This is a genomic window from Streptomyces sp. CB02366 (assembly GCF_001905905.1).
In the GTDB taxonomy this organism is placed as follows: domain Bacteria; phylum Actinomycetota; class Actinomycetes; order Streptomycetales; family Streptomycetaceae; genus Streptomyces.
Genome location: NZ_LIVT01000001.1, coordinates 799,467 through 815,229, shown reverse-complemented (window position 1 = coordinate 815,229; position 15,763 = coordinate 799,467). Strand labels below are relative to the sequence as shown.

At 74.2% G+C, this 15,763-nt stretch carries 17 protein-coding genes; 14 read left to right on the top strand and 3 right to left on the bottom strand.

The window, feature by feature from the left end; translation table 11 throughout:
- The first annotated feature begins 27 nt into the window (after nucleotides 1-27).
- The 4 genes from alr (at nucleotide 28) to AMK24_RS03475 (ending at nucleotide 3,434) form a co-directional block, all read left to right on the top strand.
- Nucleotides 28-1,251 (top strand): alanine racemase, encoded by a 1,224-nt coding sequence (gene alr, locus AMK24_RS03490; RefSeq protein WP_242434898.1) that lies wholly within the window; start codon nucleotides 28-30, stop codon nucleotides 1,249-1,251.
- Nucleotides 1,248-2,510 (top strand): alpha/beta fold hydrolase, encoded by a 1,263-nt coding sequence (locus AMK24_RS03485; RefSeq protein WP_073764835.1) that lies wholly within the window; start codon nucleotides 1,248-1,250, stop codon nucleotides 2,508-2,510. The genes alr and AMK24_RS03485 overlap by 4 nt, the downstream gene beginning before the upstream one ends.
- Nucleotides 2,479-3,114: a tRNA (adenosine(37)-N6)-threonylcarbamoyltransferase complex ATPase subunit type 1 TsaE gene (gene tsaE, locus AMK24_RS03480; protein WP_073764833.1), complete on the top strand. Its 636-nt coding sequence runs from the start codon at nucleotides 2,479-2,481 to the stop codon at nucleotides 3,112-3,114. Before AMK24_RS03485 ends, tsaE begins: the two co-directional genes overlap by 32 nt.
- Nucleotides 3,115-3,248: 134 nt before the next feature.
- Nucleotides 3,249-3,434 carry a hypothetical protein gene (locus tag AMK24_RS03475; protein ID WP_073764831.1) on the top strand — a complete coding sequence of 62 codons (186 nt, stop codon included), beginning with the start codon at nucleotides 3,249-3,251 and terminating at the stop codon, nucleotides 3,432-3,434.
- A gap of 72 nt (nucleotides 3,435-3,506) precedes the next feature.
- Here the strand turns inward: AMK24_RS03475 and AMK24_RS03470 are convergent, their stop codons facing one another.
- Nucleotides 3,507-4,103, bottom strand: a complete 597-nt coding sequence (locus AMK24_RS03470; RefSeq protein WP_199876354.1) for a hypothetical protein — start codon at nucleotides 4,101-4,103, stop codon at nucleotides 3,507-3,509.
- A 135-nt stretch (nucleotides 4,104-4,238) separates the two neighbouring features.
- Between AMK24_RS03470 and tsaB the strand changes: the two genes are divergently transcribed.
- Genes tsaB through AMK24_RS03450 form a run of 4 tightly spaced genes read left to right on the top strand, consistent with a single transcriptional unit; the run spans nucleotide 4,239 to nucleotide 6,761 of the window.
- A complete protein-coding gene (tsaB, locus tag AMK24_RS03465) occupies nucleotides 4,239-4,886 on the top strand; it encodes a tRNA (adenosine(37)-N6)-threonylcarbamoyltransferase complex dimerization subunit type 1 TsaB (protein ID WP_073765651.1) in 648 nt (215 codons plus the stop codon).
- Nucleotides 4,883-5,389: a ribosomal protein S18-alanine N-acetyltransferase gene (gene rimI, locus AMK24_RS03460; RefSeq protein WP_199876353.1), complete on the top strand. Its 507-nt coding sequence runs from the start codon at nucleotides 4,883-4,885 to the stop codon at nucleotides 5,387-5,389. The genes tsaB and rimI overlap by 4 nt, the downstream gene beginning before the upstream one ends.
- On the top strand, nucleotides 5,389-6,495 hold the full coding sequence (tsaD, locus tag AMK24_RS03455; RefSeq protein WP_073765649.1) for a tRNA (adenosine(37)-N6)-threonylcarbamoyltransferase complex transferase subunit TsaD: 1,107 nt from the start codon (nucleotides 5,389-5,391) through the stop codon (nucleotides 6,493-6,495). Before rimI ends, tsaD begins: the two co-directional genes overlap by 1 nt.
- Nucleotides 6,492-6,761 carry a hypothetical protein gene (locus tag AMK24_RS03450; protein ID WP_073764827.1) on the top strand — a complete coding sequence of 90 codons (270 nt, stop codon included), beginning with the start codon at nucleotides 6,492-6,494 and terminating at the stop codon, nucleotides 6,759-6,761. The genes tsaD and AMK24_RS03450 overlap by 4 nt, the downstream gene beginning before the upstream one ends.
- Nucleotides 6,762-6,842: 81 nt before the next feature.
- On the opposite strand, the gene AMK24_RS03445 is transcribed toward AMK24_RS03450, so the two are convergent.
- A complete protein-coding gene (locus AMK24_RS03445; RefSeq protein ID WP_073764825.1) occupies nucleotides 6,843-7,589 on the bottom strand; it encodes a TetR/AcrR family transcriptional regulator in 747 nt (248 codons plus the stop codon).
- 104 nt (nucleotides 7,590-7,693) lie between these two features.
- Between AMK24_RS03445 and AMK24_RS03440 the strand changes: the two genes are divergently transcribed.
- From AMK24_RS03440 to AMK24_RS03430, 3 genes are all read left to right on the top strand, one after another.
- A complete protein-coding gene (locus AMK24_RS03440) occupies nucleotides 7,694-9,172 on the top strand; it encodes an MFS transporter (protein WP_079190405.1) in 1,479 nt (492 codons plus the stop codon).
- Between the two features lie 197 nt (nucleotides 9,173-9,369).
- Nucleotides 9,370-9,834: a VOC family protein gene (locus tag AMK24_RS03435; protein ID WP_073764823.1), complete on the top strand. Its 465-nt coding sequence runs from the start codon at nucleotides 9,370-9,372 to the stop codon at nucleotides 9,832-9,834.
- Nucleotides 9,835-9,911: 77 nt separating this feature from the next.
- Nucleotides 9,912-10,670 carry a hypothetical protein gene (locus tag AMK24_RS03430; protein WP_073764821.1) on the top strand — a complete coding sequence of 253 codons (759 nt, stop codon included), beginning with the start codon at nucleotides 9,912-9,914 and terminating at the stop codon, nucleotides 10,668-10,670.
- 149 nt (nucleotides 10,671-10,819) lie between these two features.
- Here AMK24_RS03430 and AMK24_RS03425 read toward each other — a convergent pair whose 3' ends face one another.
- Complete coding sequence (locus AMK24_RS03425) at nucleotides 10,820-12,043, bottom strand: THUMP-like domain-containing protein (protein ID WP_073764819.1); 1,224 nt, start codon at nucleotides 12,041-12,043, stop codon at nucleotides 10,820-10,822.
- 166 nt (nucleotides 12,044-12,209) lie between these two features.
- Between AMK24_RS03425 and AMK24_RS03420 the strand changes: the two genes are divergently transcribed.
- From AMK24_RS03420 to groL, 3 genes are all read left to right on the top strand, one after another.
- Nucleotides 12,210-13,142 (top strand): polysaccharide deacetylase family protein, encoded by a 933-nt coding sequence (locus AMK24_RS03420; protein WP_079190404.1) that lies wholly within the window; start codon nucleotides 12,210-12,212, stop codon nucleotides 13,140-13,142.
- A gap of 498 nt (nucleotides 13,143-13,640) precedes the next feature.
- Nucleotides 13,641-13,949, top strand: a complete 309-nt coding sequence (groES, locus tag AMK24_RS03415) for a co-chaperone GroES (protein WP_003966899.1) — start codon at nucleotides 13,641-13,643, stop codon at nucleotides 13,947-13,949.
- 97 nt (nucleotides 13,950-14,046) lie between these two features.
- Nucleotides 14,047-15,663, top strand: a complete 1,617-nt coding sequence (gene groL, locus AMK24_RS03410; protein WP_073764815.1) for a chaperonin GroEL — start codon at nucleotides 14,047-14,049, stop codon at nucleotides 15,661-15,663.
- Nucleotides 15,664-15,763: the final 100 nt, after the last annotated feature.

The window sequence follows — 15,763 nt, the reverse complement described above, 5'->3', positions numbered from 1 at the left end:
GCCGATGCCTCTGAGAGACTGGGCGCGATGAACGAGACAGCGTCCCTGAGAGCCCGTGCCGAGATCGACCTCGCCGCGCTGCGCGCCAACGTGCGCATCCTGCGCGAGCGGGCGGCCGGGGCGCAGCTCATGGCCGTGGTGAAGTCCGACGGCTACGGGCACGGGGCGGTGCCCTGCGCCAGGGCCGCGCGGGAGGCCGGGGCGACCTGGCTCGGCACCGCCACCCCGCAGGAGGCGTTCGCCCTGAGGGCGGCCGGGATCGACGGCCGGATCATGTGCTGGCTGTGGACGCCCGGCGGGCCCTGGCGCGAGGCGATCGAGGCCGGCATCGACGTCTCGGTCAGCGGCATGTGGGCGCTGCGCGAGGTCGTCGCGGCCGCCGAGGCCGCCGGCCTCCCCGCCCGCGTCCAGCTCAAGGCCGACACCGGCCTCGGCCGCAACGGCTGCCAGCCCGCCGACTGGCCGGAGCTGGTCACCGAGGCACTGGCCGCCGAACGGTCCGGACACCTGCGGATCACCGGCCTCTGGTCCCACTTCGCCTGCGCCGACGAGCCCGGCCACCCCTCGATCGCCGCCCAGCTCGACGTCTACCGCACGATGGTGGCGTACGCCGAGAAGGAGGGCGTGGAGCCCGAGGTGCGGCACATCGCCAACTCCCCGGCCACGCTCACCGTCCCCGCCTCCCATTTCGACCTCGTGCGGACCGGCATCGCGATGTACGGCATCTCGCCCGCTCCCGAGCTGGGCACGCCCGCCGACTTCGGACTGCGCCCGGTGATGACGCTGGCCGCCTCCGTCGCCCTGGTCAAGGACGCCCCGGCCGGCCACGGCGTCAGCTACGGCCACCACTACACGACGACCGCCGGGACGACCCTCGGCCTGGTCCCGGTCGGGTACGCGGACGGCGTCCCGCGCCACGCGTCGGGCCGGGGTCCGGTGCTGATCGGCGGGAAGGTGCGCACGGTCGCGGGCCGCGTCGCCATGGACCAGTTCGTCGTCGACCTGCACGGCGACCGGCCCGAGGAGGGCGCGGAGGCGGTGCTGTTCGGGCCGGGCGACCGGGGCGAGCCGACCGCGCAGGACTGGGCGGAGGCCGCCGACACCATCGCGTACGAGATCGTCACCCGCATCGGGGCCCGGGTGCCGAGGGTGTACGCCCACGAGACGGCCGATCCGGCCGACCGGACCCGTACCGCCGGCCTGGTCGAGGCGGCCGGGGCCCTGGGGGCGGGCGGGGGCGTGGAGCGGTGAGCGAGAGCAGCGCGGAGGCCGTGGTGGCCGCGACCGCCAATGCGGCGGGCGCCGCCGGGGCGGCCGGCTGGCGGCGGGCCGGGATCGCCGGGGCCGCGATAGGGGTGCTGGCGGCGGGCGCGGCGGCCGGGGTCGCCGTGGAGCGGCTGACCGTCGGGCGCGGCATGCGCAAGAAGGCCCGTCTGGCACTGGACGCCACCGGGCCCTACGGCTCCCTGCGCGGCACGCCCGGCCGGGCCGTCGCCGACGACGGCACCGAGCTGTACTACGAGGTCGACGAGGTGGAGGCCGAAACGCCCGCGGGCGGGACCCCTCCCGAGGGGAGCGCCTCCGCGCCCCGTCGCCGCAGGCTCTTCGGGCACAAGACCCCCGCCCCGGTCACCGTCGTCTTCAGCCACGGCTACTGCCTCGGCCAGGACTCCTGGCACTTCCAGCGGGCCGCCCTGCGCGGCCTCGTCCGCGCCGTCTACTGGGACCAGCGCAGCCACGGCCGCTCCGGACGGGGCCGGTCCCAGGCGGAGGGGGTGCCGCTCGGCATCGACCAGCTCGGCCGCGATCTGAAGGCGGTCATCGACGCGGCGGCCCCCGAGGGCCCGCTGGTGCTGGTCGGGCACTCCATGGGCGGCATGACGATGATGGCGCTGGCCGACCAGTACCCGGCGCTCATCCGCGACCGGGTCGCCGCCGTCGCCCTGATCGGCACCTCCAGCGGCCGGCTCGCCGAGGTGGACTTCGGGCTGCCGGTGGCGGGCGTCAACGCGGTGCGCCGGGTGCTGCCCGGGCTGCTGCGGGCGCTCGGTTCGCAGGCGGAGCTGGTGGAGAAGGGACGGCGGGCCACCGCGGACCTCTTCGCCGGTCTGATCAAGCGGTACTCGTTCAGTTCGCGGGACGTGGACCCGGCGGTCGCCCGGTTCGCGGAGCGGCTGATCGAGTCCACCCCGATCGACGTGGTCGCGGAGTTCTACCCGGCCTTCACCGAGCACGACAAGAGCGGCGCGCTGCCCGCCTTCAGGGACGTGCCGGTACTGATCCTGGCCGGGGACAAGGACCTGGTCACGCCCGGCACGCACAGCGAGGCCATCGCGGACGTGCTGCCCGACGCCGAGCTGGTGATCGTGCCGGACGCCGGGCACCTGGTGATGCTGGAGCACCCGGAGACCGTCACCGACCGGTTGGCCGACCTGCTCGTCCGCAGCGGCACGGTGCCGCCCGCTAACGTTGGCGGGCATGGAAGCACCGCACGACAACCCGGCCGCTGAGACCGCTCCGGACCCCGCCGGCCCCACCGCTCCCGGCCCCACCGCTCCCGGGACCATCGCTCCCGGCCCCGCCGGGACGGCCGCTCCCGGCGGGACCGGCGAGCCCGCCGGGGCCGTGCCGGAAGCCGTCAGCCTGACGCTCACCGTCACGTCCCCCGAACAGATGCGGGAACTGGGCCGCCGCCTGGCCGGGGTGCTGGCCCCCGGCGACCTGGTGATGCTCACGGGCGAGCTGGGCGCCGGGAAGACGACGCTCACCCGGGGCCTCGGCGAGGGTCTCGGCGTACGCGGGGCCGTCACCTCCCCGACCTTCGTCATCGCCCGCGTCCACCCCTCCCTGACCGGCGGACCCGCCCTCGTCCACGTCGACGCCTACCGCCTGGGCGGCGGGCTCGACGAGATGGAGGACCTGGATCTGGACGTGTCGCTGCCGGAATCGGTGGTGGTCGTGGAGTGGGGCGACGGCAAGGTCGAGGAGCTGTCCGACGACCGGCTGCGGGTCCTCATCGACCGCGCCACCGGCGACACCGACGACGAGCGGCGCGAGGTCACCCTGGTGGGCGTCGGGGCGCGCTGGGCGGGGTTGCGGGCGGAGCTGTCGTAAGGCTCCGGGAGTGGCCTTCCCGACAGGGCGTCGGTAAATTGTTGCGTGCGGGCCCGTGGGCGTGGTCACATGGGTACGAGGCATGGTTAGGGTTGCCTAACCGTGCCCTCCACCGGAGCACCGAGGAGGCATCCATGCCGACGCCCGAGCGCGCAGCGCGACCGAAGGCCCGACCGACTCCGTCCGCCCTGTCGATGAAGGACCTGCTCGCCTCGTGCGCGGCGGCCAGCGCCGTCTCCACCCCGCCCGCCGAAGCGGCCCGCGCGACGCCCCGCGACGAGGCGGACGCCCGTCCGCAGACCGGCCGGCAGGCCGCGTAACGCGGAAAGGCCCCGTGGACCAGAGGTCCCCGGGGCCGGCGCGCTGCTCCGGGGAGCGGCGCGGGACGGCGGTCACGGGACCACGACGACCTTGGCGCCGACCGTCGCGAAGGTCCACATCGCGTCGCCGTCCTCGCGCTTCATCCGGACGCCGCCGGTCTTCGACGTCGGGTCCGGGCTGGCCATCGAGCCGTCCTGGGCCGCGCTGAAGCCGATCGCCACCTCGTCCACGTTCGCGAAGCGGACCACGTGCTCGATCGGGACGCCGTCCGACCCCTGGACCGTGCCCGAGCGCGAGGTGACCCGGTGGACGCCGGGCGGCGGGCCGACGGGGCTCGGCATCACGGTGAAGGTGCGGAGCGCCTTGCCGTTCTCGTCCACCAGCCACACCCGGCGGTCCTTCAACGCGTACACGACGCGCTCGCCCTCCCCGGACGCCGCCGGGACCGCCAGCGGGTCGACCGAGGGCTTCGGCTTCGCGGTGGGCTTGGCCGAAGCCGAGACGGACGCCTTCGGACCGGCCGTGGAGGCCACCGACGCGGGGGCGTTCGCCGATGCCTGGTAGGCGAGGAAGGCGACCGCGGCGACCGCCGCCGCGGTGAGCCCGGCCACGATTCCCGAGCTGCTCCTTGCCACCGTGCGTCCCCTTTCGGCGGCCCTCTGCCGCATGTCCTACAAGCGTTTACGTCGTACCCGTCGGATACCCGGTGACGGTAGCAGCAGCACGGGTGAGGGCCGGGACGCCGTACGGACGCCGTAACGCCGTCGGCGGAGCCGTAGGCTGTTTGCGTGCTCTTGCTCGCCATGGATACCGCCACGCCCGCCGTCACCGTCGCCCTCCACGACGGTACGTCCGTCCTCGCCTCCTCGGGACAGGTCGACGCCCGCAGGCACGGGGAGCTGCTGCTGCCCGCCGTCGACCGGGTCCTCGCGGAGGCCGGGACGACGCTCGACGCCGTGACGGACGTGGTCGTGGGCGTCGGCCCCGGCCCCTACACCGGGCTGCGGGTCGGCCTGGTCACCGCCGCCACCTTCGGCTCCGCCCTCTCCGTGCCGGTCCACGGCCTGTGCACCCTGGACGGCCTCGCGTACGCCGCGGGGGCCGAGGGGCTGGAGGGGCCGTTCGCCGTGGCGACGGACGCACGGCGCAAGGAGGTCTACTGGGCGCGGTACGAGGACGGCCGCACCCGCACGGGAGGGCCCGCCGTGGACCGGCCCGCCGACATCGCCGCGGCGCTCGCCGGGCTCCCGGTGGTCGGAGCGGGCGCGGTGCTCTACCCGGACGCCTTCCCGGACGCGCGCGGCCCCGAGCACGTGGCCGCCGGGGCGCTCGCCGCCCTCGCCGCCGAACGCCTCGCCGCCGGGCAGGAGCTGCTGCCGCCGCAGCCGCTCTACCTGCGCAGGCCCGACGCGCAGGTCCCGAAGAACTACAAGGTGGTCACCCCCCAGTGAGCGCAGCCACCGCCGCCGTACTGCGCGAGATGCGCTGGTGGGACATCGCGCCGGTGCTCGACCTCGAACACGCGCTGTTCCCGGACGACGCCTGGTCGCCCGGCATGTTCTGGTCCGAGCTGGCCCACGCGCGCGGCCCCGGCGCCACCCGCCGCTACGTCGTCGCCGAGGACCCCGCCACCGGCCGGATCGTCGGGTACGCCGGGCTCGCCGCCCTCGGCGACCTGGCCGACGTCCAGACGATCGCGGTCAGCCGGGACGCCTGGGGCTCCGGCCTCGGCTCCGAACTCCTCACCGACCTGCTCAAGGCCGCCACCGACTTCGAGTGCGCCACCGTCCTCCTGGAGGTCCGGGTCGACAACGCCCGGGCGCAGAAGCTGTACGAGCGCTTCGGCTTCGAACCGATCGGCTTCCGGCGCGGCTACTACCAGCCGGGGAACATCGACGCCCTGGTCATGCGCCTCACCATGCACGAACACGCAGCGGAGAACGGGACTGAATGATGGCTGCCGACGAACCCCTCGTACTCGGCATCGAGACCTCCTGCGACGAGACCGGCGTGGGCATCGTGCGCGGCACGACGCTGCTCGCGGACGCCGTCGCCTCCAGCGTCGACGCCCACGCCCGCTTCGGCGGCGTCGTCCCGGAGATCGCCTCCCGGGCCCACCTGGAGGCGATGGTCCCCACCATCGAGCGCGCCCTGAAGGAGGCGGGCGTCGCCGCCCGCGACCTCGACGGGATCGCCGTCACCTCGGGGCCCGGTCTCGCCGGGGCGCTGCTCGTCGGCGTCTCGGCCGCGAAGGCGTACGCGTACGCGCTCGGCAAGCCGCTCTACGGGGTCAACCACCTCGCCTCGCACATCTGCGTCGACCAGCTGGAGCACGGCCCCCTGCCGGAGCCGACGATGGCGCTGCTGGTCAGCGGCGGCCACTCCTCGCTCCTGCTGGCCCCCGACATCACCAGCGACGTCCGCCCGCTCGGCGCGACGATCGACGACGCGGCGGGCGAGGCGTTCGACAAGATCGCCCGGGTGCTGGACCTCGGTTTCCCCGGCGGGCCGGTCATCGACCGCCTCGCCAAGGAGGGCGACCCGGCCGCGATCGCCTTCCCGCGCGGTCTGACCGGCCCGCGCGACGCCCCCTACGACTTCTCCTTCTCCGGTCTCAAGACCTCGGTGGCCCGCTGGATCGAGGCGAAGCGCGCGGCGGGCGAGGAGGTGCCGGTACGGGATGTGGCGGCGTCCTTCCAGGAGGCCGTGGTGGACGTGCTGACCCGCAAGGCGGTCCGCGCCTGCAAGGACGAGGGCGTCGACCACCTCATGATCGGCGGCGGCGTCGCGGCCAACTCCCGGCTGCGGGCCCTGGCCGAGGAGCGCTGCGAACGCGCCGGCATCCGGCTGCGCGTGCCGCGCCCGAAGCTCTGCACCGACAACGGCGCGATGGTCGCGGCGCTCGGGGCGGAGATGGTCGCCCGCAACCGGCTCCCCTCCGACCTGGAGCTGTCCGCCGACTCCTCGCTGCCGGTCACGGAGCCGCACGTGCCGGGGACCGCGCACGGGCACTCCCACGACCACGTGCACGAGATCAGCAAGGACAACCTGTACTCATGAGCACCGCGACCATGGTCCTGATGTGGGAGGCCCGCGCCGTCGAGGGCCGGGGCGGCGAACTCCTGGAGTGGGCGCGGGCCCGCTCCGCCGAACTGGCCCGCGCACCGCACCGCCGCGAACTCCTGCGCGCCCCGCAGGACCGGGTGCTGGTGATGACGTGGTGGCAGGACGCCTCGTACGGCGACGACCTCCCCGAACTCCCCGAGCCCGACGCCGACCTGATCACCCGCCCGGTGCACCGCTGGCGCTTCGAGGCGGTGGACTGAGGGCCCCCGCGCGCGGGCGGGCCGGTGGCGAAGGCACGCGGAGCGCCGGCCGGGGAGAGGGCCCGCGCGCCTGCGGGCGGGTCAGGCGCCCGTGCCCCTGCCGCCGGTCCCGGCCCCGTCCCCGCTCTCCCCGTCCCGTGTTCCGCGGCGGACCAGGCCCTCCACGAGGGCGTCCAGCTCCTCGACGGCCTCGTAGTCGGCGGCGTACTCCCGCCAGCGGTCCTTGACCCCGGTGAGCCGGGGCAGCTCCGCCGCGTCCGCCTCCGTGATCAGCTCCGGGAAGAACTCCCGGCGCGAAGGGGTCTTCGCCAGGCGGTCCGCCGCCCTGCGGAAGACCAGGTCCCCGTACACGTAATTCCAGATGGCCCGGTAGGCCCGGACCGAGCGTGCCGGGGAGAGGCCGCAGGCCAGCGCGCAGTCGATGATCTCCTCCACCATCCACAGGGCGTTGCGGTCGGTCAGGCCGCCCAGCGCCAGGACGTCCAGCACCCAGGGGATGCGGCCGACGACGGCGTGCATGTGCGCGGCCACCGCCACCATCCGCTCGCGCGGGTCCTCGGGCAGCTCCGGGCGCGGGAACGCCGCGGTCATGCCGGACAGGGTGAGCATCAGCAGCTCGTCCTTGTCCTGCACGTAGTGGTACAGCGCCATGGGCGTGCTGCCCAGCTCCTTCGCCACCCGGCGCATGGAGAGGGCCTCCACCCCCTCCTCCTCGACGATGCGGCGCGCGGTGGCGACCATCACGTCCGGATCGAGGCGGCGGGGCCGCCCCACGGGACGCCCCGGCGCCCTCTTCTTCTGCTGATCGGTCTTCTCGCTGCCTGACACCCGGGCATTCTCCTCTTCCGGCGCCCTCCGCCGACCGGTGCGTTTATTTTCTGTACGCGTATGGTAATTATCCGGCCGAGGGACCGCGAAGGGGGAGGGACGCCATGGACGACGCGGGGAGCACAGGGGCGGCGCCCACGGCGGAGAGAAGGGCGGAGAGAAGGGCGGAGGGCGGACCGGGGGCGGGGGAGAAGCACGCGCGGTGGCTGCTGACGGTGGCGCTCACCGTGCAGTTCCTGGTGTCGCTGGACATGTCCGTGGTGAACATCGCGCTGCCGGACATCCGCGGCGGCCTCGGCTTCCGGGGGGAAGGGCTGCTGTGGGTGGTGAACGCCTACGCCCTCGCCTTCGGCGGGCTCCTCATGCTCGGCGGCCGGCTCGCCGACCTGGTGGGGCCCCGCCGCGTCCTGACGGCGGGCCTGGTCCTGTTCGGGCTCGCCAGTCTGGCGGGCGGGCTGGCCTGGTCGCCCGGTTCGCTGGTGGCGGCGCGGGCGGTGCAGGGGGCCGGTGCGGCGGCCCTCGCCCCGGTGGCCTTCGCCCTGATCACCCTCGCCTTCCCGGCCGGGCCCGCCCGCTCCCGGGCGCTCGGGCTGTGGGGCATGGCGGGCGCGGCGGGCGGCGCGGTCGGGGTGCTGGCGGGCGGGGTGCTCACCGACGCGGCGGACTGGCGGTCCGTGATGCTGGTCAACGTGCCGATCGTCGCCTTCGCCCTGGCCGCCACCGCGCGCACCGGACCGGTCGGGGGCCGGCGTCGGACCGGGGCGCGGCTCGACGTGGCCGGGGCGCTGCTGGCCACGGCCGGGACGACCCTGCTGGTTTTCGCTCTGGTACGGACCTCGGACCACGGCTGGACCTCGCCGGCCACGCTCACCTCGCTGGGCGGGGCGGTGCTCCTGCTGGCCGCCTTCGTCGCCGTCGAGCTGCGGACCGCCTCCCCGCTGCTCCGCCCCGGCCTGCTGAAGGGGCGGCCGGTCCTGACGGCGAACCTGTTCTGCCTGCTGCTGGCCTCGGCCCAGTTCGGCGCGTTCTACTTCCTCTCCCTCCACCTGCAACTGGTCCTCGGCTTCGGGCCGACCGCCGCCGGGTTGGCGTTCCTGCCGTTCTGCGCGGGCGTCGTCGCGGGCTCGGTCCTCGCCCCCCGCGCGATCGCGGTCCTCGGCATGCGGCGGCTGATGGCGGCGGGCGCGGTGCCGGCGGCGCTCGGCATGGCCTGGTTCGCGGCGACCGCCGCGGTCGGCGGTTCCTTCCTCGTCTCCGTCCTCGGCCCGTCGCTGCTCTGCTCCTTCGGCATCGGACTCTGCTTCGTCCCGCTCGGCACGGCCGCGACGACCGGTGTGGCCCCCGAGGAGACCGGGATGGCCTCGGGGCTGCTGAACAGCTCGCGCCAGGTGGGCGGCTCGCTCGGCCTCGCGGTCCTGGTCACCGTCGCCGTCCAGGTCACCGGCGACGCCACGGGGCCCGCCGCGCTGTCCTCGGGGCACGCGGCCGCGCTGTGGGTCGCGGCGGGCCTCCTGGCGGTGGCGGCGCCGGTGGCGTACGTGCTGCTGCCGGCGGAAGGAAGGGCGGCGGCCGTGCCCCGGTGAGGCCGTTCCCCCGGCGACGGCCGCCCGGCGGGCCGTCCTCGTCGCCCCGGCTTCCGGTGGGGCCGTACCGGTGGCGTACGGGCACGGGCGGGCGATCCGGGGCGAGTCCGATGAGTTCCGGCGGCGGGACCGGTCTACCTTCCGGACGTCGCGGCCGCCCGGGCCGGGCGTACGGACGGTTCGACGAGGAGAAGGCCATGCAGAAGATCACCCCCTGTCTCTGGTTCGACGGGCAGGCCCAGGAGGCCGCCGAGCACTACGTCGCGATCTTCGGCGGCGACTCCCGGATCCTGGACACCACCTACTCCGGCGAGGCCGGCCCCGGCGGGACGGGCTCAGTCCTCACCGTCGGCTTCCGGCTCGCGGGCCAGGAGTACACGGGGCTCAACGGCGGCCCGCAGTTCCCGTTCACCGAGGCGATCTCGTTCTCCGTGGACTGCGCCGACCAGGCCGAGGTGGACCGGTTCTGGGACGCGCTCTCCGAGGGCGGCGAGACGGGGCGGTGCGGCTGGCTCAAGGACAGGTTCGGGGTCTCCTGGCAGATCGTGCCGAACGAACTGCCCCGCCTGCTGGCCGACCCGGACAGGGCGAAGGCGGACCGGACCATGAAGGCGATGCTCGGCATGACCAAGCTGGACATCCAGGCACTGCGCGATGCCTGACGGGGGCCAGACGCTGCGCGACGCCCGAGCGTACGGTCCTCGGCGGTGGGCCGGCCCGGCTCGGTAATGTTCCGCTCATGTCACGCCGTGCCCCGCTCCCGCCCCCTCCGCCGCCCGTCGAGATCCGGTCCTGGCCCGACCGCGAGGCGATGCTCGCCGACCGGGCCGCGGTTCTGGGCGTGTTGGTGAGGATGCACGTGGGGCCGGGACGGCTCGGGCTGCTGGGGATGTGGGCGGCGCTCGCCGCGATCGGCTGGAGCCTGGTGGGCGCCGGGATCGGCATGCTCGAACAGGCCATCGACCTGGTCGACTTCGTCAGCGTCATCGGCGGAGCCGTCAGCCTGGTCCTCGGCGCCGCCGTCTTCGTCCCGGCCGCCGTCTTCTTCTGGGTCGGCGTCCTCCGGGACCGGAAGGTCCGTGTGCTGCTGGCCTCCTGGGGCGCGCTGGACCGCGATCCGGAGCGCGACCGGCGGCTGCGGATGCCCGGCATGAGCCTCACCTGGCTGCTGCTGTCGTTCGCCCTCGGCGCGACGGGCCTCGCCCTCTGCGTCATCGGGCCGGCGAGCGCCGAACCGGGCCGGGACACGTACGGGCTGGTCGTCCTGGTGATGGGCGTCGGCATGATCGCCTGGCTGACCGCGTTGACGGGCGCGGTGACCGCCCTGGCACACCGCCGCTGGGTGCTGGGCGTGCTGAGGGGGAGCGGTACGGGAACGGGCGCGGAGGCGGCTCCTCCCGGGCCGGGCACGGGCGTCGGGACCGGCGCCGGTACCGGTGGCGGGCCGGCGGGCGGGACCGGAGCCGCGACGGGCGGCGGCTCCGGCGCGGGGCGGTGACTCCGTGAGCGCGCCCGACCGGGAGCCCGGCCGCCCCGCCCGCCGCGGAGCGGAGACCGGGCGGGTCCGGGAACGGCCGGGCCGCCCGGAGCCCGCTCCGCCGCCCGCCGTGCCGGGTCGCCGGGCCGCGCATCGCCGGGCGGGCCGGCTCAGCGCAGAGGGCGGCCGATCAGCATCGTCGGCGCGCCCGCCACGCGGGTCAGGAAGACCGTCGCCGCGTTCGGCCCCGCGAGCTTCATCCGGCGGCGCACCTCCTCCGGCTCGACCGCCGATCCGCGCTTCTTGACGGTCAGCACACCGACTTCCCGCTCCCGCAGCAGCGCCTTCAACTTCTTCAGGTTGAAGGGCAGTTGATCGGTGATCTCGTAACCGGAGACGTAGGGGGAGGAGTACGGTTCGTCGCTCGTGACGTAGGCGATCGTCTCGTCCACCAGCCGCCCGCCGCACCGCTCCACGATGTCGGCGACCAGGTGCGCCCGGATCACCGCGCCGTCCGGCTCGTACAGATAGCGCCCGACCGGGCCCACCGGCGGAGCGGGCAGCGGGGCCGGGGCGGTCAGGGTCGCCCCGGACGGCAGCAGCGTCGCCCGGAACGCGCCGGGCGCGAAGCCCTCCCCGTACCAGAGCACCGCCTCCTTCACGTCCCCGCCGACCGAGATCCACTCGGCCTCCGCCTCCGGGCCGATCGCCTCGTGCGGGACGCCCGGAGCGATCTTCAGAGCTGCCCGGGGGGCTCGCAGCGCGGCGGCCGTCGCCCAGGACAGCGGCGGAGAGTACGCCTCCGGGTCGAAGATCCTGCCCCGGCCGCCGCGCCGGGCCGGGTCCACGAAGACCGCGTCGTACGGGGAGGCGTCGATCTCCGTGACATCGGCGCACCGCACCTCGATCAGCCCGTCCAGGCCCAGCGCCCCGGCGTTGGCGCGGGCCACTTCGACGGTCAGCGGATCGCGGTCCACGGCGAGCACGGAGATCCCGGCGCGGGCCAGCTCGATCGCGTCCCCGCCGATGCCGCAGCACAGGTCCGCCACGCTCCGCACGCCGAGCCCGGCGAACCGGGCCGCGCGGTGGGCGGCGACCGAGGTGCGGGTGGCCTGCTCGACCCCGTTGGGCGTGAAGAACATCCGGTACGCGTCCTCGGCGCCGAATTTCGCCGCCGCCCGCTGCCGCAGCCGCGCCTGGCCCAGCGCCGCCGACACCAGCTCCGTCGGGTACGTGCGGCGCAGCCGGGTCGCGGTGGCCAGTTCGTCGGCGGGGTCGTGGTCGCGCAGCTCGGCCAGCAACTGCTCGCCCTCAGGGGTGCGCAGCGCGGCGAAGGCGGCGCGGGCGGGGTCGTCGGCCGCGGCGGAGGAGGTCGAAGCGTTCACCCGGTCCATTGTGGGCGGTATACCGGCATGCCGGTGCGCGGGTGTGCGCCGGTGCGCGGGTGTGGGCCGGCCGGGGGACCGGGCGGGAGTGCTCGCGGTGTCGGGAGGGCGCGTACCCCGGCAGCTGGCAGGATGCGGCGCCATGCAGCTAGTACGACAAAACGAAAAATCAGCCATGAAATGGCACGGAAAGGGCGTCGTCGTGCTGGCGGCCCTGCTGGCCGCCGCCCTCGCCTCCGGATGTGCGGCGCCGGAGAAGAGGGAGGAGGGGGGCGAGACGGCGGCCGGCGGCGGGCCCGTGAAGTCCGCCGCCGGCCGGCCCGGCGAGTCGGCCCCGCAGGCCGGACCGGCCCGAGCCCCGGAGACGTACGCGGAGAAGGCCGCGAAGAAGCAGGCCGCACGGGCCCTCGCCGCGAAGAGGTGGGGGCTCGCCAAGACCCCGCTCGCGGCCCCCGAGCCACCGGCGGAGAAGCCGCGCATCACCACCCGCCAGGGGTTCGAGGTCCAGGACGGTGCGGGGCTGCCGCCCGTCTTCACCACCGTCCCGACCAAGGAGAAGATCGTCTTCCTGACGATGGACGACGGGGCCGAGAAGGACCCCGAACTGCTGCGGATGATGACCGAACTGGACATCCCGTACAGCGCGTTCCTCAGTGACTACGTCACCAGCGACGACTACGGCTACTTCCGGAAGATGCAGCGGCGCGGGGTGGCCCTCAGCAACCACACCCTCAACCACCGCTACCTGCCCGGCCTCTCCGCCGCCGAACAGAAGCGGGAGATCTGCGGCCAGCAGGAGAAGATGCTCCAGCAGTACGGGAAGCGGCCCACCCTCTTCCGGCCGCCCTACGGCAACTACAACCGCGACACCCTCGTCGCCGCCAAGTCCTGCGGGATCACCGCCGTACCCCTGTGGGCCTCCGAGGCGTTCCCGGACCGCATGGAGTGGCGCGAGTGGGACCGGGACCTGCACCCGGGCGACATCGTCCTCACCCACTTCCGGGGCGAGGACGACTGGAAGGGCTCGATGCCCGACATGATCCGCCAGGTCATGAAGACCATCACGGACAAGGGCTACGCGGTGGCGAAGCTGGAGGACTACGTCTGATCCTCGGCCGGTGCGACCCGCCCCGCCGGGGGCGCGGCCCGCACCCCTGCCCGGCTGCCGCCCCCCGGCAGCGGCTCCGCGCGGCCGCCGGGCCCGGCGCGGCCGTGCTCCCCTCCGGCCGCGCCGGGGCGGCGGCTGTGGGGACGCGTCGCTCCGGCGGCGCTGTACGGAACCCCGCGCTCCCTCCCCGCGTTGTCCGGACGGCGACCCGACGGGGCCCGGTGGAGAGGGCGGCGGCGCTCCCGCCGGGCCGGGGCCGGGACGGCGGCGGCGTACCGGCCCAGCCCCCGGCCGGGGCGGCGCGAGGGTGGTGAATTGGCACTCCGCTTGACCGAGTGCTAATCGCGGTCATAGTCTCAGGTCTGGCACTCCCCCCTGGAGAGTGCCAGCACCACTTTGCGCGACAGGGCAGGTCCGGCACCCGCGACGACGGATCGGTCCGTTCGCCTCCCACTGACTGTTAAACCCCGTGAGATCTCCGAAGGGGGAGACCGGATCGTGTCGACCACCAGCTCCAAGGTTGCGATCAAGCCGCTCGAGGACCGCATTGTGGTCCAGCCGCTCGACGCCGAGCAGACCACGGCTTCCGGCCTGGTCATTCCGGACACCGCGAAGGAGAAGCCCCAGGAGGGCGTCGTCCTCGCCGTGGGCCCGGGCCGCTTCGAGAACGGCGAGCGACTTCCGCTCGACGTCAAGACCGGCGACGTCGTCCTGTACAGCAAGTACGGCGGCACCGAGGTGAAGTACAACGGCGAGGAGTACCTCGTCCTCTCGGCCCGCGACGTCCTCGCGATCGTCGAGAAGTAATTCACCCACGTTTGCTTGTGTTCTGCGCCCCTGGCCCCCAGCGACTGACTAGCCGGGCGGCGAGGGGCGCAGTTCGTTCGAGAGGGAAGTACAGCCCATGGCGAAGATTCTGAAGTTCGACGAGGACGCCCGTCGCGCCCTTGAGCGCGGCGTCAACAAGCTTGCCGACACGGTCAAGGTGACGATCGGCCCCAAGGGCCGCAACGTCGTCATCGACAAGAAGTTCGGTGCCCCCACCATCACCAACGACGGTGTCACCATCGCGCGCGAGGTCGAGCTCGACGACCCGTACGAGAACCTGGGCGCCCAGCTCGTCAAGGAGGTGGCGACCAAGACCAACGACGTAGCGGGCGACGGCACCACCACCGCGACCGTCCTGGCCCAGGCGCTCGTCCGCGAGGGCCTGCGCAACGTCGCCGCCGGCGCCTCCCCGGCCGCCCTGAAGAAGGGCATCGACGCCGCCGTCAAGGCCGTGTCCGAGGAGCTCCTCGCGACCGCCCGTCCGATCGACGACAAGGCCGACATCGCCGCCGTGGCCGCGCTCTCCGCGCAGGACCCGCAGGTCGGCGAGCTCATCGCGGACGCGATGGACAAGGTCGGCAAGGACGGTGTCATCACCGTCGAGGAGTCCAACACCTTCGGCCTGGACCTGGAGTTCACCGAGGGCATGGCCTTCGACAAGGGCTACCTGTCCCCGTACATGGTGACCGACCAGGAGCGTATGGAGGCCGTCCTCGACGACCCGTACATCCTGATCCACCAGGGCAAGATCGGCTCCATCCAGGAGCTGCTCCCGCTCCTGGAGAAGGTCATCCAGGCCGGCGGCTCCAAGCCGCTCCTGATCATCGCCGAGGACGTCGAGGGCGAGGCGCTCTCCACCCTCGTCGTCAACAAGATCCGCGGCACCTTCAACGCCGTCGCGGTGAAGGCCCCGGGCTTCGGCGACCGCCGCAAGGCCATGCTCGGCGACATCGCCACCCTCACCGGTGCCACCGTCATCGCCGAGGAGGTCGGCCTCAAGCTCGACCAGGCCGGTCTGGACGTGCTCGGCACCGCCCGCCGCGTCACCGTCTCCAAGGACGACACGACCATCGTCGACGGCGGCGGCAACGCCGAGGACGTCAAGGGCCGCGTCAACCAGATCAAGGCCGAGATCGAGTCCACGGACTCCGACTGGGACCGCGAGAAGCTCCAGGAGCGCCTCGCGAAGCTGGCCGGCGGCGTGTGCGTCATCCGCGTCGGCGCCGCCACCGAGGTGGAGCTCAAGGAGAAGAAGCACCGCCTCGAGGACGCCATCTCCGCCACCCGCGCCGCGGTCGAGGAGGGCATCGTCTCCGGCGGTGGCTCCTCCCTCGTCCACGCCGTGAAGGTCCTGGAGGGCAACCTCGGCAAGACCGGCGACGAGGCCACCGGTGTCGCGGTCGTCCGCCGCGCCGCCGTCGAGCCGCTGCGCTGGATCGCCGAGAACGCCGGCCTGGAGGGCTACGTCATCACCTCCAAGGTCGCCGACCTCGACAAGGGCCAGGGCTTCAACGCCGCCACCGGCGAGTACGGCGACCTGGTCAAGGCCGGCGTCATCGACCCGGTCAAGGTCACCCGCTCCGCCCTGGAGAACGCCGCGTCCATCGCGTCGCTGCTGCTCACGACCGAGACCCTGGTCGTCGAGAAGCCGGCCGAGGAAGAGGCCGACGCCGGGCACGGCCACTCCCACTAGCACGGCCCGTACCTCCCGGTACGCCCGAGGCCCGGCACCCCCGTCGCGGGGGCGCCGGGCCTCGGTGCGTCGGGCTCGCGCGGCGGCGTCCGGCCACCGT